Below are 19,761 nucleotides of genomic sequence, written 5' to 3' on the forward strand. Positions count from 1 at the left end.
GTGCTGGCCCGGCATGCCGAGTTGCCCCCCGCCGAGTTGGACAAGGCCTGTGACCCCGCTGTCGCCCGCGAGCCCGCGGCGATGGGCCGCGCGCTGGCCTTGATGGAAGCCGCACGCCGGCGCATTGCCGAGCTGGGCCGCGAAGCCGTCGCATCCCGCACACCTCCACCGTCTGCCTGAGCTTCTTGTGAGACCCACCCCATGAGCCTGACCCCCGACCTGTTGCAACAAACCCGCGACACCATCGACGCGCTGCGCCGCGAAGTGGCCAAGGCCGTCGTCGGCCAGGCCGACGTGGTCGACGCCGCGCTCGTCGCGCTGCTGGCCAGCGGCCATGTGCTGCTCGAAGGCGTGCCTGGCCTCGGCAAGACGCTGCTGGCGCGTGCGCTCGGCCAGGCCTTGTCGCTCGATTTCGCCCGCGTGCAGTTCACGCCCGACCTGATGCCCTCGGACATCACCGGCCACGCGGTACTGGACACGCAAGGCCTGGGCGGTGAGCTGCGCCTGCGCCGCGGGCCGGTGTTCACGCACCTGCTGCTGGCCGACGAAATCAACCGCGCGCCGGCCAAGRCCCAGGCCGCGCTGCTCGAGGTGATGCAGGAAACGCAGGTCACGCTCGAAGGCCAGACGCTCGCGCTGCCGCGGCCCTTCATGGTGCTGGCGACGCAGAACCCGATCGACACCGAAGGCACCTACCCGCTGCCGGAGGCGCAGCGCGACCGCTTTCTGCTGAAGGTCGACATCGGCTACCCGGCCGCCGAACAAGAGGTGGACGTGGTGATGCGCGCCACCACCGAGCAGGCCGGTGACGCCTTGCCGCTGGCCGATGTGCAGCCGCTGCTCGGGCGTGACGCGCTGCTGGCGCTGCAGGCGCGGGTGGTCGAGGTKCGCGTCGAGCGCAACGTGGTCGACTACGCGGTGCGCATCGCCCGCGCCACGCGCGATGCGCCGGGCCTGAGTCAGGGTGCGGGCCCGCGCGGCGCGATCGCGCTGATCCGCGTGGCGCGCGCCGCGGCGCTGTTCGACGGACGCGATTTCACGATCCCCGACGACGTCAAGCGCTTTGCGCTGCCGGCCCTGCGCCACCGCGTGATGCTGGCGCCGGACGCGCAGCTCGATGGCCGCCAGATCGACGAGATCCTGCTCGACCTGATCGAGCGTATTGACGCCCCGCGCAGCTGAGCGAGAAGAGGCGCGCGTGAAACTCCCCCGCTGGCTCCAATGGCCTGCTGCACCGGTGCCGGCGGCGCGGCTCAGCGTGGYCGTCGCCGCGCTGGCGCTGCTGTCGGTGCCGCCCTTGCTGCTGGGCGTGGCGCCTGAGCGTGTGGCGCTGTGGTGGTCGGGCCTGGCCGCGTTGGGCGCGGCGGTCGCGGCCTTCGATCTGGCGCAAGCGCTGTTCGCGTTGCGGCGCCACCCCTTGCGCTTGCGCCGGCGCTTGCCCAAGGTCCTGTCGCTCGGTGTGCCGCAGCGCGTCGAATTGCAACTCGACAACCCCGGGCCGCGCGTCTGGCAAGGTCAGCTCTTCGACGGGCTGGACGCAAGCTTCGACGGCAGCGGCCTGCCGCTCGACCTGGCCTTGCCTGCGGCCGGTGGTCTGCATGCGCACTACGAGCTTCGCCCACGCACCCGCGGCGCCGCGCGCCTCACCCCAGCCCGTTTGCGCCTGCGCACGCGCTGGGGCCTGTGGGACCTGCAGCTGCGCCTGGGCGACGAGCAGGCCTTGCGCGTGTTCCCGAATTTCGCCGCAGTGGCGGGCTACGCCTGGCTGGCGGGCCAGCAGCGGCTGGCTGAAATCGGCATCAAGACGGCCGCCGGCCGTGGCGTCGGCACCGACTTCCATTCGCTGGCCGACTACCAAGAGGGCGACCCGGTCCGCCATGTGGACTGGCGCGCCAGCCTGCGGCGCGGCCGCCCCGTCGTCCGCCGCTACCAGGACGAGCGCGACCAGCGCGTCGTCTGCCTGCTGGACTGCGGCCGCCGCATGCGGGCCGACGAAGGCAGCGCCGGCCCGGGTGGTTCGCACTTCGACCATGCGCTGAACGCGCTGATCCTGCTGGCTTACGTGGCTTTGAAAGCAGGCGACGAGGTGGGCGTGCGCACCTTCGGCCACCGCGCCGGCCAAGGGCGGCAGCTGTCACCGCGCAAAGGTATGGCGACGCTGGACGGCCTGTTAAGTGCGCTGCACGACCTGCAGCCCGGCATCGAACACTCGGACTACCTGGCCGCGGCGCGAGACCTGATGAAACACGAGACGCGGCGCTCGCTGGTGATCGTCGTCACCAACTGCCGCGACGACGATCTGCCCGAGCTGCTGCCGGCACTGCGCCTGCTGCGCACACGCCACCTGGTCCTGCTGGCCAGCCTGCGTGAGCGCGCGCTGGCCGAACTGCTGCAAACGCCGCTCGGCACCGCCACCCAGGCAGCCGAGGTGGCCGCTGCGCACTGGTTCCGCCAGGCGCGTGAGGACGCGATGCGGCGCCTGGCCGCACAGCACGCGCTGCTGGTCGATGTGGAGCCGCCGCAACTGGCGGCCGCACTGGTCGAGCGTTACCATGCGGTCAAGGCCACACACCGGCTGTAGCCGGTGGCGGCCTTTCAACTCCTGCCGTGGTCACGAAGGGCAGCGAAGGTTCGCCACCCTGCCGCCATGCTCAGCGGCCGATCATGCCGCGGCGTTCGCCCGCTTCGACCCAGCGCGGACGCTCGGAAGGCTTGCGCAAGCCGAGGAGCTTGGTCTTCGTAGCGGCGGCCAATGTCGGGCAGCCAAAACCATCGGCATGGTCTTCGGTCGCGATGATCAGCGGGTCGGTCTCTGAACCCTGCGGCTCGCTGAAATCTTCAGCCACCGGGCAAGACGCATCGAAGCCGTCGAAATAACGACCCTGGTTCAGCGAATTGACCGACTCGAAGTTGACCGCGTTGACCACCGCACCGCAACCGTCGGCCTGCGGCAGGAAGCCCACCGGCTTGCCGCAGGTGGTGTCGCCGATCGTCACCACCGTCACGTAAGGCCGCAGGCCGTTGATGACCTGTTCGCTCGCCGAGCAGGTGCGCGGGCCGGTCAGCACATACACCCGCGACAGCCCGGTCGCGTTGGCGTAGTTCTGGAAGTGGAAGCTCTCGTTATGGCCCGAACGCTTGTCGTTGTAGAGCAGGCTCGCGAACACGTTGCCGTTGGTCGCCGGGCCGTTCGGGAACGACGCGATCTTGTCAGCCACCGAGATCAGGCCACCGCCGTTGTAGCGCAGGTCGAGGATCACGTCCTGCACGCCGGCCGCCTTGAACTGGCCGAAGGCGGTGTCGAACGGCGACAAGGCCTGGTCGATCATGTCCTTGACCTGGACATAGCCCATCTTGCGGCCGTCCGGCGTGGTCAGCACGCGGCTGTTGGGCACCGGGTCAAGGTTGTAGATGGCAGCGGTCAGCTGCACGCGGCTGTCACCGTCGGCATTGTGAATGTCGATCGTCACCATGTTGCCGGTGTCCGCCGGTGACAGGTCGGCGTAGTCGTTGTTGGTGATCATCTGCGCCGAGGTCTTGCCGTTGACCGCCACGATCTGGTCACCCCGCTGCAAGCCGGCCAGCGCGGCCGGCGAGCCGGGCTCGATGTAGCGGGCGTACAGCGGCTGGTCCGGGTGGCCCGCCACTTCCAGGCCTGCCACCATCAGGCCGTAGCCCAGCGTGCGCCCATCGCCGAAGGTGCGGTCGAAGGCTTCCTGCGAAACCAGGTAGCTCCAGTCGTCGGCCCTCGGGAACTCGGGCAGCGTGCCCTGGTAGCGCAGGGCGTCGAAGTAGCTGTCGACAGACAGGTAACCCGACGGATCGGGGCTCGGGSTGACCTTGTACCAAAAGTACCAGTCATCCATGTACTCGCGCAGCCAGATCTTTTCGTCGGCCGTCGAGCAGGTCAGCGGACCACCGCCGCCACCGCCGCAGGCTGCCACCAGAACGGCCGCCGCCACGGCGGCGATACGGCCCGGCCAGCGGCCCAGCGTCGCGGTTTTCACTCGGGAATGCAAGCTCATCCAGGTCTCCTCGTTGGTCTGGGCCGCGCACAGGTGCGACCTACAATCGGACCAACTCTTTCGGCGCCATGCGGGTTGACATGCTTTACGTGTCAAGCTGTTGCAGGCAAACGCCGTTCCTCCGCCCATGACCGAACTCGCCAAATCCTTCGAGCCCGCCGCCATCGAGGCCCGCTGGGCCCCTTTGTGGGAATCCAGCGGCATTTACCAGCCCTCGCTGGATCCGGCCAAGCCCTCGTTCTGCATCCAGCTGCCGCCACCCAATGTGACGGGCACGTTGCACATGGGCCACGCGTTCAACCAGACCATCATGGACTCGTTGACGCGCTACCACCGCATGCGCGGCTTCAACACGCTGTGGGTGCCGGGCACCGACCACGYCGGCATCGCGACGCAGATCGTCGTCGAGCGCCAGCTGCAGGAACAAGGCGTCAGCCGCCACGACCTGGGCCGCAAGAACTTCGTCGCCAAGGTCTGGGAATGGAAGGCGCAAAGCGGCGCCACCATCACCCGCCAGATGCGCCGCATGGGCGACTCGGTCAGCTGGGATCACGAGTACTTCACGATGGACGACAAGCTGTCGACCACCGTGACCGAGACCTTCGTGCGCCTGTTTGAAGAAGGGCTGATCTACCGCGGCAAGCGCCTGGTCAGCTGGGACCCGGGCCTGATGTCCGCCGTGTCCGACCTCGAGGTCGAGAGCGAAGAGGAAGACGGCCACCTTTGGTTCATCCGCTATCCCGTGGAAGGCAGCGACGAATCGCTGGTCGTGGCCACCACCCGGCCCGAAACGATGCTCGGCGATACCGCGGTGATGGTGCACCCTGAAGACGAGCGTTATGCCCACCTGGTCGGCAAGCAGGTGCGCCTGCCCATCACCGGCCGCCTGGTGCCGGTGATCGCCGACGACTATGTCGACAAGACCTTCGGCACTGGCGTCGTCAAGGTCACGCCGGCACACGACCCGAACGACTACCAGGTCGGCCTGCGGCACAGCCTGCCGATGCTGACCATCTTCACGCTCGAAGCCAAGGTCAACGACGAGGCCCCGGCAGACTACCGCGGGCTCGACCGCTACGTCGCGCGCAAGAAGATCGTCGCGCAGCTGGAATCGGAAGGCCTGCTGGTCGAGACGAAGAAGCACCGGCTGACCGTGCCGCGCTGCGCCCGTTCGGGCCAGGTGATCGAGCCGATGCTGACCGACCAGTGGTACGTCGCGATGACCAAGCCGGGCGCCGATGGCACCAGCATCGCGCAAAAGGCCATCGATGCGGTCGACTCGGGCCAGGTCAAGTTCGTGCCCGAGAACTGGGTCAACACCTACAACCAGTGGATGAAGAACATCCAGGACTGGTGCATCTCGCGCCAGCTCTGGTGGGGCCACCAGATCCCGGCCTGGTACGGCGACAACGGCGAGCTGTTCGTCGCCCGCTCGGAGGCCGAGGCCCGCGCCAAGGCCGACGCGGCCGGCTACACCGGCGCGTTGACGCGCGATCCGGACGTGCTGGACACCTGGTACTCGTCGGCGCTGGTGCCGTTCTCGACGCTGGGCTGGCCCGAAAAGACGATCGAGCAAGACCTCTTCCTGCCGTCCTCCGTGCTGGTCACCGGCCACGACATCATCTTCTTCTGGGTCGCCCGGATGATCATGATGACCAAGCACTTCACCGGCCAGGTGCCGTTCAAGCACGTCTACATCCACGGCCTGGTGCTCGACGCCCACGGCCAGAAGATGAGCAAGTCCGAGGGCAATGTGCTGGACCCGGTCGATCTGATCGACGGCATCGCGCTGCCCGAGCTGCTGGACAAGCGCGTGGTCGGCCTGCGCAAGCCCGAGACAGCGCCGAAGGTGCGCAAGTCGACCGAGAAGGAGTTCCCGGAAGGCATTCCGGGCTACGGAGCCGACGCGCTGCGCTTCACCTTCGCGGCGCTCGCCTCGCTGGGCCGCACGATCAACTTCGATTCGAAGCGCTGCGAGGGTTACCGCAACTTCTGCAACAAGCTCTGGAACGCGACCAAGTTCGTGCTGATGAACTGCGAGGGCGCCGACTGCGGCCTGAAGGAGCACACGAAGGCTGATTGCGAGCCCGGCGGCGCTTTCCACGGCTACATGAAGTTTTCGTCCGCTGACCGCTGGATCACCGGCGAACTGCAGCGCGTCGAGATGGCCGTGGCGCAAGGTTTTGCCGACTACCGGCTCGACAACGTCGCCAACGCGATCTACTCGTTCGTCTGGGACGAGTACTGCGACTGGTACCTCGAGATCGCCAAGGTGCAGATCCAGACTGGCTCGGAAGCTGAACAGCGCGCCACGCGGCGCACGCTGGTCCGCACGCTGGAAACGGTTCTGCGCCTGCTGCACCCGATCGCCCCGTTCATCACCGCCGAGCTGTGGGACACGGTCGCAGTGGTCGCCGGCCGCCGCAAGGAAGGCGACGGCAGCACCCTGGCCACAGYCGCCTATCCGGTGCCGCAACCGGACAAGGTCGACCCGGTGGCTGACGCCTGGATGGCACAACTGAAGGCGATGGTCGGTGCGAGCCGCGGCCTGCGTGGCGAGATGGGCTTGTCGCCGAGCGACCGGGTGCCGCTGATCGTGATCGGGGAGACCGAATTCTTCGCGGCGGCGGCGCCGGTGCTGAAGGCGCTGGCCAAGGTCAGCGAGGTGCAGGTGCTGGGCGATGAAGCCGCCTTCGCAGCCGCCACGGCCATGGCACCCGTAGCGGTGCAAGGCAACGCGCGGCTGTCACTGAAGGTCGAGATCGACGTGGCTGCCGAGCGCGCCCGCCTGAGCAAGGAAATCACCCGCATCGAGGGCGAGGTCGGCAAAGCCGAGGCCAAGCTGGGCAACGAAAACTTCGTCGCGCGCGCGAAGCCCGAGGTGGTGGTGCAGGAAAGGCAGCGTCTGGCCGACTTCGCCCGCACATTGGCCTCTCTGCGTGAACAACTGAGCCGCTTGCCCACTGCTTGAAACACCCGGGGCGGCACAATCTTTGCCACCTGGACGAGACGTCTACAAGGAACACACAGCGTGAAGAAAATCAACAAGGCCATCTTCCCGGTCGCTGGCCTGGGCACCCGTTTCCTGCCCGCCACCAAGGCCCAACCCAAGGAAATGCTGCCGGTCGTCGACAAGCCGCTGATCCAGTACGCGGTCGAAGAAGCTTATGACGCCGGCATCCGGCAGATGATCTTCGTCAACGGCCGCAACAAGCGCGCGATCCCCGACCATTTCGACACTGCCTACGAGCTGGAGTCGGAGCTGGAAGCGGCCGGCAAGAAGGAACTGCTCGCCTTGGTCTCGTCGGTCAAGCCCGACGACATGGAGTGCATCTACATCCGCCAGCCCAAGGCGCTCGGCCTCGGGCACGCGGTGCTGTGCGCGCAGTGCGTGGTCGTCAACGAGCCGTTCGCGGTGCTGCTGGCCGATGACCTGATGGTCGGCACGCCGTCGATCCTGAAGCAGATGGTCGAGCAGTTCGACGAATGGCACGCCTCCATCATCGCGGTGCAGGAAGTCTTGCCGGAACACACCAAGCGCTACGGCATCGTGGCCGGCACGCCGGTGAACGACCGCATGATGGACCTGACCCACATCGTGGAGAAGCCAGCGCCCGAAAACGCCCCTTCGAACCTGGGCGTGGCCGGCCGCTACATCCTGACGCCGGGCGTGTTCCGCGAAATCGCGACCCAACCGCGTGGCGTGGGCGGCGAGATCCAACTGACGGACGGCATTGCTGCACTGATGCGCCGCGAAAAAGTCTTCGCCTACCGCTACCACGGCAAGCGCTACGACTGCGGCAGCAAGGAAGGCTTCCTCGAAGCCAACGTCGAACTCGCGCTGGCCCACCCGCAACTGGGCCCGGGCTTCCGCGAGTACCTCAAGAAGCTTGAACTTTGAGCCCCCACGCTCCCTTCCGGGAGCTGCCCCCCAAAGGGGCTCGCGCAGCGGACCGGCCGAGCCGGATCCGCGCACGCCACTTGGAGAGCGCCAACGAAAAGGCCACCTACGGGTGGCCTTTTTCATGGCGCAGGGTCTCTACCTCCGGCGTAAAAAGTGGATGAACTCCGCGTCCTGGGTCTGCTGGTCGAGCAGTTCGTTGCCGGTCTGACGCGCGAAGGCCTGGAAGTCGCGCATCGAGCCAGGGTCGGTGGCGATCACCTTCAGCACCTGGCCGCTGCTCATGTCGGCCAGCGCCTTCTTCGCCTTGAGGATCGGCAGCGGGCAGTTCAGCCCGCGGGTGTCCAGTTCCTTGTGCACGTCGATGGCCTGTCCCATGTCTTGTCCTTGATGTCTGGCTATGACGCCGTGGTTTCGCCGACGCCCGCGTCTTCGGGCTTGGGCTGCAGCTTGGCGAACTCGATGAACTTCGGCTCGATGCCGCGGCCACGCAGCCAGTCGGCCAACGCATAACCGGTACCGGCCGGCCAGCACAACGTGTCGCCCGGCTCGAACAGCTTGTACTCGGCCAGCTCCGGCGAGAGCTTGATCTCGCCGTGCGCCTGTACGTGGTAGGCGATGATCACCTGGTTCATGCGCTGAAATTCATAGACGCCGATCAGATGAACGGCGTCGGCGACCAGTGAGGTTTCTTCCAGAACCTCACGCGCGATGCCCGATTCGGGTGACTCACCCGCCTCCATGAAGCCGGTGATCAGCGCGAACATGCGGCCCGTCCACGCCGCATTGCGGGCCAGCAGCAGCTTGCCGCCGCGGTCCACGCATTCGACCACCGCCGCCAGCACGGGAGTCGGGTTGTTCCAGTGGGTGAAGTTGCAGGCCGCGCAGCGCAAGCGGCTTTTCGCGCCACCATCTTCTTCGGCTTCGATCCACGCCAGCGCGCCAGCGCACTGCGGGCAGAACTTGTAGTCGGCTGTCATGGGCGTCAGGCCGGAAAAACGCCGGTCGACAGGTAGCGGTCGCCCCGGTCRCAAACCACGAACACGATGGTCGCGTTCTCGACCACCCGCGCCACCTGCAGCGCAACCCACAGTGCACCCGCCGCCGAAATGCCGGCGAACAGCCCCTCTTCGGCGGCGAGCCGGCGCGCCATGTCTTCGGCGTCCCGCTGGCTCACGTAGACCATCTCATCGACCGCACTCGGGTCGTAGATTTTCGGCAGGTAGGCGTCTGCCCACTTGCGGATGCCGGGGATGCGCGAACCCTCTGAAGGCTGGGCGCCGATGATGCGCACGCCGGGCTTTTTTTCCCTCAGGAAGCGCGAGACGCCGGTGATCGTGCCGGTGGTGCCCATCGCGCTGACGAAGTGCGTGATCTGGCCGTCGGTATCGGCCCAGATTTCGGGCCCGGTGGTCTCGTAGTGGATGCGCGGGTTGTCCGGGTTGGCGAACTGGTCGAGCACGCGACCCTTGCCGTCTCTTTGCATCTGCTCGGCCAGGTCGCGCGCCAACTCCATGCCACCCGACTTGGGCGTCAGGATCAGCTCGGCACCGAAGGCCTTCATCGTCTGCGCGCGCTCGACCGACAGGTCCTCCGGCATGATCAGGAGCATGCGGTAGCCTTTGATCGCTGCCGCCATCGCCAGCGCGATGCCGGTGTTGCCCGAGGTCGCCTCRATCAGCGTGTCGCCGGGCTTGATTTCGCCACGAGCCTCGGCATTGCGGATCATGCTGATCGCCGGCCGGTCCTTCACCGAGCCCGCCGGGTTGTTGCCTTCGAGCTTGCCCAGGATCACGTTGCCGCGTGCCTGCACCTCAGGGCCAGGCAGGCGTTGCAGCCGTACCAGCGGGGTCGATCCAATCGCGTCTTCCAGCGTCTTGTAGGCGGGCATGTCGAGGTCGTGAAGAGGGCTGCGTTGCATTATGGTCGCAGGGCCAAAGCCGGTGCCCGCGCATGCCATAATCCGCCCCCGACGTGCCTTCGGCGCTGCGCAACGCAGCTGCCCGCAAGACACGAGCACACGCAAGCACACACTGGCCCGGGTGGCGAAATCGGTAGACGCAGGGGATTCAAAATCCCCCGCCGCAAGGTGTGCCGGTTCGAGTCCGGCCCCGGGCACCAGTGACCCTCAGCTTCACGCTTCCAGCGACACGCCATGCCGCCGATGCCTCCCGTCACCAAGGCGCTGATGCTGATCTGCACGGCGATCTTCTGCGTGCAGTTGCTGTTCGGCTCCTACATTCCATTGATCGGCTGGTTCGCGCTGTGGCCGCTGGACAGTGGCCGCTTCATGCCGTGGCAGCCGCTCACCTATGCCTTTCTGCACGGCGACCCGCTCCACCTGTTCTTCAACATGCTGGGCCTGTGGATGTTCGGCGCCGAGCTGGAACGCCTGTGGGGCTACAAGCGGCTGCTGACCTTCCTGCTGGCCAGCGTGCTGACCGCCGCAGCTTGCCAGATGGTGTTCACGTCACTGCGGCACTCGTACGCGCCCACACTGGGCGCTTCGGGCGGTCTGTTCGGCCTGTTGCTGGCCTACGGCATGCTGTTCCCGAACCGCACGATCATGCCGCTGTTCCCGCCCATCCCGATGAAGGCTCGCACCTTCGTTGCGGTGTTCGGCGGGCTGGAGCTGCTGCAAGGCATCTTCGGGTCTGAAGGCATCGCCCACTTCGCTCACCTGGGCGGCATGCTGGGTGGTTGGCTGATGATCCGCTTCTGGCGCGGCCAAGCCCCCTTCCCCTCGCGCCGCCGCCGCTGACCCACGGCACACCGCTTGCCGCAGATTTGCGGGACAAGCGCCCTCAACGAGAGTAACCCTGCGGCTTGATGGCCGAGGCCGCTCGGCGCATGCTGAGGGCAGATCACGGCCAGCCGTCGTGGAGGTGTGCCATGGGTCGCATCGTTCGCACCGTCCTTTTCTGGGTCTGGGCACTGGCGGGCGCATGGCCGGCGGCGCTGGCTGCCGAAGAATTGATCTCGACGGAGGGCATCAAGCGCGCCAGCGACGCGGTGGTAGGCGTGCTGGCCAAGGCGGTCGACAACGCCACGTCGAATGTCACGCTGGGGCCGATACGACAAGGCTCGGGCGTTGTCATCGGTGCCGACGGCCTGGTGCTGACCATCGGCTACTTGATCCTCGAAGCAGACCAGGTATTGCTGCTGCCGGACGACGGGCGCCACATTCCGGCGCGGGTCATCGGCTACGACGTGGCCACCGGCTTCGGCTTGGTCAAGGCCCTGATTCCGCTGAATTTGCCGGCGGCGCCGCTCGGCGAGCCGACCCAGGTCGCCGACGAAGACACGCTGCTGATCATCTCCGGCGGCCAGGATGCCGGCATCAGCATGGCGCGGCGGGTCTCGCAACGCGCGTTCTCGGGCTACTGGGAATACCACCTCGACCATGCCCTGTTCACCACACCGCCACGCACCGACCACAGCGGCGCGGCGCTGTTCAACCTGAAAGGCGAGTTGCTCGGGGTCGGCTCGCTGGTCGTCAGCGACGCACTGGGGCCGGACCAACCGGCGCTGGCCGGCAACATGTTCGTGCCGATCGACCTGCTCAAGCCGATCCTGGATGAGTTGCTGGCCCAAGGCCGTTCGGCGCAAAGCAAGCGCGCCTGGATGGGCGCCAACTGCATCGAACTGGGCGGCGAGGTGCGGGTGCTGCGCGTCAGCCGCGCCGGGCCGGCCGAGGCAGCTGGCCTGAAGCCAGGCGACCAGATCGTGCGCATCGACGGCCAGAACGTCGACAGCCTGCAGACGTTGTGGCATCGCCTGTGGGGCGGCGGCGCACCGGAACGCGACGTGGCGCTGGACATCCTGCGCGATGGCCGCTCGTTGCGGGTGCCGTTGCATACCGTGGACCGGCAAAGCGCGATCAAGCAACCTGAGGGCACGTGAACGGGCGCCCTCGACGTCGCCTCACTCATGGGGCCATGCGTGCTGTAAGAACCCGTAAAGAGCAGCGCGAATCGGGTTGAAAGCATTGCCCGGCGCAGTGCGCGTCCCTAGCATCGCCCTTCGCGCTGGTTGAGTCGCTGAGCCCAACCTGGCAGGTGCCCTGCGCACCTGCCGCTCCCCAATCCCCCGGAGACAAGACCATGCAAGTTTTCTTGCGCCACCTGCACCTGTTTGCATCCAAAATGACAACGCTGTCAGCAACGTTGCTGCTGGCGATTCCGTGCGCGGCATCGGCCGGCTCCTGCGGCGAACTCGCTTTCTGCGACAACTTCGAATCTGCCGCCCCCGGCGGCCCGCCCAACACCACGCTGTGGACGGTCGGCGGCGCCAACTGCACCGGCACCGGCCAGGCCACGGTGGACTCGACAGTCGCCCACCGCGGCAAGCAGTCGCTGAAGGTCACCAGCACCGGTGGCTACTGCAACCACATCTTTGCCGCGACCCCGATCCCGGCCTCGCTGGGCCAGCGGGTGTTCGGTCGCTTCTTCGTCCGCTTTGCCGACGCGCTGGGTGACGGTCACGTCACCTTCATGGCGATGAAGGACAGCAATGACAACCAGCGCGACCTGCGCATGGGCGGGCAGAACCGCATCCTGATGTGGAACCGCGAATCAGACGACGCCACGGTACCGGTGCTGAGCCCGGCCGGCATCGCGCTGAGTGTGTCGCCGGCCGCGGGCGAATGGCATTGCGTCGAGTTCACGGTCAACGGCAACAAGGGCACGATGAAGACTTGGTTCCACGGCGCCGAGGTGGCTGGCCTGCACGTGGACACCGCGCCGACGCCCGAGGTGGACTCGCAGTGGCTGGCCCGCGGCAGCTGGCACCCGGCACCGGTCGACTTCCGGATCGGCTGGGAGAGCTATGCCGGTCAGCCGATGACGCTGTGGTTCGACGACGTGGCCTTGAGCAAGCAGCGCATCCGCTGCGGCACTTGAGCGTCGAGTCGCTCGCGCGTCACGGTGACGTTTGCAGACCGTCCGCTACCGTGGGGTAGCGCAGCCGCAAACGCAACTCGCCTTTGAGCCGGTGGTTGGACAAGCGCCGCGACTCGCTGAGAAAGCTCATCTGCACCGGCGACATCTGAAGCGTCGCCTTGGCCCGGCTGATGCGCGGCGGACGCGGCAGGCCGAAGTGGTCGGCCACCGCGTCGAAGTGGTCGCCCATCTTCAGCACGCTGTCGTCGCAGACGTTATAGGCCCGCTGCGGCGCCCCGCGCAGCAAGGCGGCCACGCAGGCACGTGCCAGGTCGTCGGCATGGATGTGGTTGGTGTAGACGTCGTCTTCGGCGGCCAGCACCGGCGCGCCGCGGCGCACGCGGTCTCGCGGGTCACCGCCTTCGCGGTCCAACGCATAGATGCCAGGCACGCGCAGCAAGCTGACGCGCCAGCCGAAGGCGCGGCCGGCCCAGCGAAGGCGGGCTTCTGCGTCGGCGCGCCGTTGCCCACGCGCGGTCGCGGGCGCAAGCGTGCGCGTCTCGTCGACCCAGGCGCCGCCGCAGTCGCCATAGACGCCGGTGGTGCTGGCGTAGACGATGCGGCGCAGTCCACCACGCAGCGCCAGCGCGCGCAGCAGGTTGGCAGTCCGGATGTCCGTGGTGCCCTCGCCTGGCGGCGGTGCCAAGTGCAGCACGGCGTCGGCCAGGCCAGACAGGCGGGCCAATGTGGCGGGTTCGTCCAGGTTGCCCAGCAACGGCACCGCGCCGGCAGCGCGCAAGGCGGGCACGCGTGCAGCCGAGCTGGTCAGCGCCAGCAGCCTCCAGCGGTGGCCCGCCGACCTCAGCAGGCGCAACACACGCAGGCCGACATCACCACAACCAACGATCAACAGCGTGGGACGTTTGGCACGGAGGGTCTTGGGGTGCATCAAGTGAGGGCGACAAGGCGCCGGGCAAAATGGCGGGTGGACCGCGCGCCAGTGTAGGTGGCGGCCCCGCGCCCCATCTGCCGGCTTGCGAGCCGCTCACACGGCTTGCCAGCCTCGCCTCTGCCCGCTTCGACCATGACCTTCACCGTCACCCTCCAGCCCTCCGGCCGCRGCTTCGACGTCACGCGCGACGAGCCCATCCTCGCCGCCGCGATCCGCCAGGGCATCGGCTTGCCCTATGGCTGCAAGGACGGCGCCTGTGGCACCTGCAAGAGCCGCCTGCTCGAAGGCCGGGTGATCCACGGCGCGCACCAGCACAAGGCCTTGTCAGAGGCTGAAGAGGCCAGCGGCCTGATCCTGACCTGCTGCTCGACACCGCAGACCGATTGCCTGGTCGAAGCGCGCACCGTGCCCGGCGCCGGCGAGTTCCCGATCCTGAAGATGCCGGGCCGCGTGCTCAGCATCGAGCGCCCCACCCGCGACGTGGCCGTGATCCGCGTGCAATTGCCGGCGAATCAGAACTTCCAGTTCCGCGCCGGCCAGTACATCGAATTCATCCTGCGCGACGGCTCGCGCCGCAGCTATTCGATGGCCAACGCGCCGCACAACCTGGGCACGCCGCCGTCGATCGAGCTGCACATCCGCCACATGCCGGGCGGCAAGTTCACCGACCACGTGTTCGGCACGATGAAAGAGAAAGACATCGTGCGGATGGAGGGCCCGTTCGGCAGCTTCTTCCTGCGCGAAGACTCGGACAAGCCGATGATCCTGCTCGCTTCGGGCACCGGCTTCGCGCCGATCAAGGCCTTGATCGAACGGCTGGAAGAACGAGGCAGCACACGCCCCGCGGTCTTGTACTGGGGCGCTCGCGGCAAGTCCGACCTGTACCTGCACGATTGGGCCGAAGCAGCGGCTGCGCGCTTGCCGAACCTGCGCTATGTGCCGGTGCTGTCTGAGCCGAAGGCTGAAGATGGCTGGACCGGCCGCACCGGCTTTGTTCACCACGCAGTGATGGCCGATTGGCCGGATCTCTCGGGCCACCAGATCTACGCCTGCGGCGTGCCGATCATGGTCGAGTCGGCCCACAGGGACTTTGAAGTCCAGTGCGGTCTGCCGGACGACGAGTTCTACGCTGACGCGTTCACGTCGGAAGCCGACAAGCACGGCGATTGATATTCAGTTCAGCCCGACCTCGGCGCGATAGCGCGCAGCCTCGCTGTCCAGCCAATCCGCAAACGCCTTCAACGCCGGCGACGCCGCCTTGTGCTCGGGGTACAACAGGTAGTAGCGCCGATCGCTCAAGAAGGCATGCGGCACGACCTGCACCAGCCGTCCACTGGCCAGTTCGTTGTCGACCAGCATGCGCGGCACCAGCGCGACGCCCAGGCCCTGCACGGCCGCCTCGCTGAGCATCGAGAACAGCTCCATCCGCGCGCCAGCCATGTCGTGCTCAACCTCCAGGCCCTGCGACTCGAACCAGTGGCGCCAGGCATAGGGCCGGGTACTGGCCTGCAGCAGCGGCAAGGTCGATAGCGACTGCGGCGTCCAGTCCGCGCGCCCCTTCAGCAACGCCGGGCTGGCGACCGTGACCAGCGTTTCGGCCATCAGCAGCCGGCCCTCGGTGCCGGGCCAAAGGCCGTTGCCGGCGTGGATCGCAGCGTCAAGCTCGGTGTCGGCAAACAGGAACGGCCGCGTGCGTGAGCTGAAGTGGACCGTGATGCCAGGGTGCGCCGCCTGAAACCCCGCCAGCCGCGGCAGCAGCCATTGCGTCGCGAAGGTCGGCACCACCGCCAGCTCCAGCGCCCCGCCCTGCCCGCCCAGGCCGGCTTGCGCCATCAAGTCCAGCGTGTCGCGCTCGACCTCGTCCAACCGAGTGGCCACGCTCCGGCTGTAGCGCTGGCCCGCCTCGGTCAGCCCCACGCCGCGCTGGCTGCGGCGAAACAGTGCGACACCGAGAAACGATTCGAGCGACGCGATCTGGCGGCAAACGGCGCTTTGTGTCACCGCCAGCTCGGCCGCAGCCTTCGTGAAGCTCTGGTGGCGCGCGGCCGCTTCGAAAGCGGCCAGCGCGGCGGTGGAAGGCAGTTTTCGGCGCATTGATGCTCCGGAGTTCCATCAGCGCACAGATCAGTGCGAAAAAGGCGTTTGATTGTGGGACTTGGGGATTCTATGATTCCACGCTGGAACAACTGGAGACCTTCGCCATGGCTGCTCGTGCCTCTTTCCACTGGGATGACCCGCTGCTGCTGGATCAGCAACTGACCGACGACGAGCGCCAGGTGCGCGACGCAGCCCGCGCCTACAGCCAAGACCGTTTGGCCCCGCGCGTTCTCGAGGCCTTCCGCCACGAGAAAACCGACCCGGCGATCTTTCGCGAAATGGGCGAGCTGGGCCTGTTGGGCCCGACCATCCCCGAGCAGTACGGCGGCGCTGGCCTGAACTACGTCTGCTACGGCCTGGTGGCCCGTGAAGTCGAGCGTGTCGACTCGGGCTACCGCTCGATGATGAGCGTGCAGTCGTCGCTGGTGATGGTGCCGATCAACGAGTTCGGCAACGAAGCCACCAAGCAGAAGTACCTGCCCAAGCTGGCCACCGGCGAATGGATCGGCTGCTTCGGCCTGACCGAGCCGAACCATGGCTCCGACCCCGGCAGCATGATCACCCGCGCCCGCAAGGTCGACGGCGGCTACAGCCTGACCGGCAGCAAGATGTGGATCACCAACAGCCCGATCGCCGACGTSTTCGTCGTCTGGGCGAAAGACGATGCCGGCCAGATCCGCGGCTTCGTGCTGGAAAAGGGTTGGAAGGGCCTGAGTGCCCCCGCGATCCACGGCAAGGTCGGCCTGCGTGCCTCGATCACCGGTGAGATCGTGATGGACGAAGTGTTCTGCCCTGAAGAGAACGCCTTCCCCGAAGTGCGTGGCCTCAAAGGCCCGTTCACCTGCCTGAACAGCGCCCGCTACGGCATCGCCTGGGGCGCGCTGGGTGCGGCCGAGGACTGCTGGCACACCGCGCGCCAGTACACGCTGGACCGCAAGCAATTCGGCAAGCCCCTGGCCGCCAACCAGCTGATCCAGAAGAAGCTGGCCGACATGCAGACCGAGATCACGCTGGGCCTGCAAGGCTGCCTGCGCCTGGGCCGCATGAAGGACGAAGGCACCGCCGCGGTCGAGATCACCTCGATCATGAAGCGCAACAGCTGCGGCAAGTCGCTCGACATCGCCCGCATGGCGCGCGACATGCTGGGCGGCAACGGCATCTCCGACGAGTTCGGCGTCGCCCGCCACTTGGTCAACCTGGAAGTCGTGAACACCTATGAAGGCACGCACGACGTCCACGCGCTGATCCTGGGTCGTGCAATGACCGGCATCCCGGCGTTCTGACCATGACCGTCGGCGCACTGCAAGGGCTGAAAGTCCTCGACCTTTCCCGCGTGCTCGCGGGACCTTGGGCGGGACAACTGCTCGGCGACCTGGGCGCCGACGTCGTCAAGGTCGAGCGACCTGGTGCCGGTGACGACACGCGTGTGTGGGGGCCGCCGTGGGTGGCGGCGAAGGACACTGACGAGCGTCAGGCGGCCTACTTCCAATGCGCCAACCGCAACAAGCGCTCTGTCGCGATTGATCTGGCGACGCCTGAAGGCCAGGCCCAGGTGCGGGCGCTCGCGGCGCAGGCCGACKTGGTGCTCGAGAACTTCAAGGTCGGTGGGCTCAAGGGTTACGGGCTCGACTACGAGAGCCTGAAGGCGGTCAACCCGAAGATCGTCTACTGTTCGATCACCGGCTTCGGCCAGACGGGGCCGTACGCACCGCGTGCCGGCTACGACTTCCTGATCCAGGGCATGGGYGGGCTCATGAGCCTGACGGGCCGGCCCGAAGGTGAAGATGGCGCTGGCCCGCAAAAAGTCGGCGTTGCGTTGGTCGACATCATGACCGGGCTGTACGCCACCATCGCGGTGCTCGCCGCATTGAGCCACCGCGACCGCGAAGGCGCTGGCCAGCACATCGACCTCGCGCTGCTCGACGTGCAGGTCGCCACGCTGGCCAACCAGGCCGCGAACTACCTTTCCAGTGGAGTGGCACCGAAGCGTCTCGGCAATGCCCACCCGAACATCGTGCCGTACCAGGACTTCCCGACGGCCGACGGCGACATGATCCTGGCGATCGGCAACGACGGTCAGTTCGCGCGCTTCTGCGCGATCGCCGGCAAGCCCGAGTGGGCCACCGACGAGCGCTTCGCGACCAATCCGGCGCGCGTGGCGAACCGCGGCGTGTTGATTCCGCTGATGCGCCAGACCACGGTGATGAAGACCACCACCGAATGGATCGCCGCACTCGAGGCCGAGGCCGTGCCCTGCGGCCCGATCAACCGGCTCGACCAGGTCTTCGCCGACCCGCAGGTGCAGGCACGTGGCCTGAAGATCGACATGCAGCACCCCACCTTCGGCGCGGTGCCGCTGGTGGCAAACCCGATTCGTTTGTCGGCCACACCGGTGCAATACCGCCACGCGCCGCCGGTGCTGGGCGAGCACACCATCGAAGTGTTGGCGGACTGGCTTCGCTAACGCCGCGTCGCACAGACTTACAAGACATAACCTTAAAGTTGACTGACATCTTGCTGCGGCGCAGCAAATGTCACCACAATCTCCCGAAAGGCGGCACGGCTGCCCACCCGTGCTCGGCACGCCAGGGAGATCCAATGACACCGATTCTGCGGCGAGGCGCCTGCCTCTTGCTCGGCTTGCTCGTGGCTTGGTCGGGCACAGCCCTGGCAAAGTCGCCCAACATCGTCTTCATCCTGGCCGACGACCTGGACGCCGCCTCCGCCGCAACGATGGAGCAAGTCAGGACCTTGATCACCAACCAGGGCACCGACTTCCGGCACCACTACGTCAACATCTCGCTGTGCTGCCCGTCGCGCGTCTCAACGCTGCGTGGCCAGTTCGCCCACAACAGCTCGATCTTCAGCAACGACGGGCCCGAAGGAGGCTTCGAGGGCGCCTACGCGAAGGGGTTGGAGTCATCCACCATCGCGACCTGGCTGCAGGATGCGGGCTACCGCACGGTGCTGTTCGGCAAATACCTCAATGGCTACCCGAACACGGCGCCATCGATCACCTACATCCCGCCCGGCTGGACAGAGTGGTACAGCTCGAATGGCGGCAGCCCGTACAGCGAGTTCAACTACAAGCTCAACGAGAACGGCCAGACGGTCAGCTACGGCACCGCCGACAGCGACTACCTGACCGACGTGATTGCCGCCAAGGCGACCGACTTCATCCGCCGCTCGGTCGACCAGCACCCTGAGCAGCCTTTCTTCGCCTACATATCGACCTACGCCCCGCACCTGCCGGCCACGCCCGCCCCGCGGTATGCGCAGGCCCTGCCCGGCATCACGGCGCCTCGAACGCTGTCGTTCAACGAGCCCGATGTCAGCGACAAGCCCTCCTGGCTGCGCGACGCCCCATTGCTGACCGAAGCCGAGATCGCCACGATCGACCAGCAGTACCGCAGTCGTCGCCAGTCGCTGCTGGCCGTGGACGACCTGGTCAAGAGCGTCATCGACACACTGGAAGCCACCGGCCAGCTGGCCAACACCTACGTCTTCGTCGCCTCCGACAACGGCTTTCACCATGGCGAGCACCGGCTCACGTCGGGCAAGCTGACGGCGTTCGAAGAGGACCTGCGCGTGCCTCTGAGCGTTCGCGGCCCAGGCGTGCCCGCCGGCGCCACCATCGACGCCTTGACCGCCAATGTCGACTATGCGTCGACCTTTGCCGAGATCGCCGGCGCCAACGTGCCGAGCTGGGTCGATGGCCGGTCCATCGTGCCCTTCCTGCGCGGCCAGACGCCACCGTCGTGGCGACGGGCCATGATGGTGGCCCGCGGTGAACATGGCGGCACATCCCGTGCGCTGAACGGGCTGCTCGAACCGCCCGACCCCTTCGATACCCTGGCCCTCAGCATCCCGCCGTTTACCGGGCTGAGAACAGCCGACGGGTACACG

General features: G+C 67.0%; 18 protein-coding genes and 1 tRNA gene. 13 read left to right on the top strand and 6 right to left on the bottom strand.

Translation table 11 applies throughout. The features are described from left to right. The 3 genes from AC1DYI_RS09010 to AC1DYI_RS09020 form a co-directional block, all read left to right on the top strand. Window positions 1-180, top strand: a 180-nt coding sequence (locus tag AC1DYI_RS09010; protein WP_477203758.1) for a hypothetical protein, incomplete at its 5' end; no start/stop codon positions are given. A gap of 21 nt (window positions 181-201) precedes the next feature. Continuing rightward, window positions 202-1,182, top strand: coding sequence for an AAA family ATPase (locus AC1DYI_RS09015; RefSeq protein WP_477203759.1), 981 nt, complete (start codon window positions 202-204; stop codon window positions 1,180-1,182). Between the two features lie 16 nt (window positions 1,183-1,198). Beyond that, entirely contained in the window at window positions 1,199-2,581 is a 1,383-nt protein-coding gene (locus AC1DYI_RS09020; RefSeq protein WP_477203760.1) for a DUF58 domain-containing protein, read from the top strand. Window positions 2,582-2,651: 70 nt separating this feature from the next. Here AC1DYI_RS09020 and AC1DYI_RS09025 read toward each other — a convergent pair whose 3' ends face one another. Further along, on the bottom strand, window positions 2,652-4,025 hold the full coding sequence (locus tag AC1DYI_RS09025; RefSeq protein ID WP_477203761.1) for a S41 family peptidase: 1,374 nt from the start codon (window positions 4,023-4,025) through the stop codon (window positions 2,652-2,654). 127 nt (window positions 4,026-4,152) lie between these two features. On the opposite strand from AC1DYI_RS09025, the gene AC1DYI_RS09030 reads away from it, so the two are divergent. Together AC1DYI_RS09030 and galU are read left to right on the top strand one after the other, a co-directional pair. Further along, window positions 4,153-6,996 (top strand): valine--tRNA ligase, encoded by a 2,844-nt coding sequence (locus AC1DYI_RS09030; protein ID WP_477203762.1) that lies wholly within the window; start codon window positions 4,153-4,155, stop codon window positions 6,994-6,996. 60 nt (window positions 6,997-7,056) lie between these two features. Then, window positions 7,057-7,926, top strand: a complete 870-nt coding sequence (gene galU / locus AC1DYI_RS09035) for a UTP--glucose-1-phosphate uridylyltransferase GalU (protein WP_477203763.1) — start codon at window positions 7,057-7,059, stop codon at window positions 7,924-7,926. Between the two features lie 138 nt (window positions 7,927-8,064). On the opposite strand, the gene AC1DYI_RS09040 is transcribed toward galU, so the two are convergent. The 3 genes from AC1DYI_RS09040 to cysM are packed head-to-tail and all read right to left on the bottom strand — an operon-like array spanning window position 8,065 to window position 9,817. Continuing rightward, window positions 8,065-8,292, bottom strand: coding sequence for a sulfurtransferase TusA family protein (locus tag AC1DYI_RS09040; RefSeq protein WP_477203775.1), 228 nt, complete (start codon window positions 8,290-8,292; stop codon window positions 8,065-8,067). Window positions 8,293-8,324: 32 nt separating this feature from the next. Continuing rightward, window positions 8,325-8,906 (bottom strand): NUDIX domain-containing protein, encoded by a 582-nt coding sequence (locus AC1DYI_RS09045; protein WP_477203764.1) that lies wholly within the window; start codon window positions 8,904-8,906, stop codon window positions 8,325-8,327. Between the two features lie 5 nt (window positions 8,907-8,911). Continuing rightward, on the bottom strand, window positions 8,912-9,817 hold the full coding sequence (gene cysM / locus AC1DYI_RS09050; RefSeq protein WP_477203765.1) for a cysteine synthase CysM: 906 nt from the start codon (window positions 9,815-9,817) through the stop codon (window positions 8,912-8,914). Window positions 9,818-9,962: 145 nt separating this feature from the next. Between cysM and AC1DYI_RS09055 the strand changes: the two genes are divergently transcribed. From AC1DYI_RS09055 to AC1DYI_RS09070, 4 genes are all read left to right on the top strand, one after another. Further along, window positions 9,963-10,047: transfer RNA gene (locus tag AC1DYI_RS09055), tRNA-Leu, on the top strand. A gap of 34 nt (window positions 10,048-10,081) precedes the next feature. Further along, window positions 10,082-10,687, top strand: coding sequence for a rhomboid family intramembrane serine protease (locus tag AC1DYI_RS09060; RefSeq protein ID WP_477203766.1), 606 nt, complete (start codon window positions 10,082-10,084; stop codon window positions 10,685-10,687). 131 nt (window positions 10,688-10,818) lie between these two features. Further along, window positions 10,819-11,829 carry a S1C family serine protease gene (locus AC1DYI_RS09065; protein ID WP_477203767.1) on the top strand — a complete coding sequence of 337 codons (1,011 nt, stop codon included), beginning with the start codon at window positions 10,819-10,821 and terminating at the stop codon, window positions 11,827-11,829. Window positions 11,830-12,029: 200 nt separating this feature from the next. Further along, complete coding sequence (locus AC1DYI_RS09070; protein WP_477203768.1) at window positions 12,030-12,827, top strand: hypothetical protein; 798 nt, start codon at window positions 12,030-12,032, stop codon at window positions 12,825-12,827. Between the two features lie 19 nt (window positions 12,828-12,846). Here AC1DYI_RS09070 and AC1DYI_RS09075 read toward each other — a convergent pair whose 3' ends face one another. Next, the gene (locus AC1DYI_RS09075; protein ID WP_477203769.1) at window positions 12,847-13,755 is read right to left on the bottom strand and encodes an SDR family oxidoreductase; all 909 of its coding nucleotides are present in this window, start codon (window positions 13,753-13,755) and stop codon (window positions 12,847-12,849) included. Window positions 13,756-13,890: 135 nt separating this feature from the next. Here AC1DYI_RS09075 and AC1DYI_RS09080 point away from each other — a divergent pair, with 135 nt between their 5' ends. Then, window positions 13,891-14,928 carry a CDP-6-deoxy-delta-3,4-glucoseen reductase gene (locus AC1DYI_RS09080; RefSeq protein WP_477203770.1) on the top strand — a complete coding sequence of 346 codons (1,038 nt, stop codon included), beginning with the start codon at window positions 13,891-13,893 and terminating at the stop codon, window positions 14,926-14,928. A gap of 3 nt (window positions 14,929-14,931) precedes the next feature. On the opposite strand, the gene AC1DYI_RS09085 is transcribed toward AC1DYI_RS09080, so the two are convergent. After that, a complete protein-coding gene (locus tag AC1DYI_RS09085) occupies window positions 14,932-15,852 on the bottom strand; it encodes a LysR family transcriptional regulator (RefSeq protein ID WP_477203771.1) in 921 nt (306 codons plus the stop codon). Between the two features lie 107 nt (window positions 15,853-15,959). Here AC1DYI_RS09085 and AC1DYI_RS09090 point away from each other — a divergent pair, with 107 nt between their 5' ends. The 3 genes from AC1DYI_RS09090 to AC1DYI_RS09100 form a co-directional block, all read left to right on the top strand. Then, entirely contained in the window at window positions 15,960-17,138 is a 1,179-nt protein-coding gene (locus tag AC1DYI_RS09090; RefSeq protein ID WP_477203772.1) for an acyl-CoA dehydrogenase, read from the top strand. Between the two features lie 2 nt (window positions 17,139-17,140). Then, window positions 17,141-18,319 carry a CaiB/BaiF CoA transferase family protein gene (locus tag AC1DYI_RS09095; protein WP_477203773.1) on the top strand — a complete coding sequence of 393 codons (1,179 nt, stop codon included), beginning with the start codon at window positions 17,141-17,143 and terminating at the stop codon, window positions 18,317-18,319. A gap of 134 nt (window positions 18,320-18,453) precedes the next feature. Continuing rightward, a partial coding sequence (locus tag AC1DYI_RS09100) for a sulfatase family protein (RefSeq protein WP_477203774.1) occupies window positions 18,454-19,761 on the top strand: 1,308 nt, incomplete at its 3' end.

Source organism: Ideonella sp. P3_A4 (assembly GCF_056403075.1).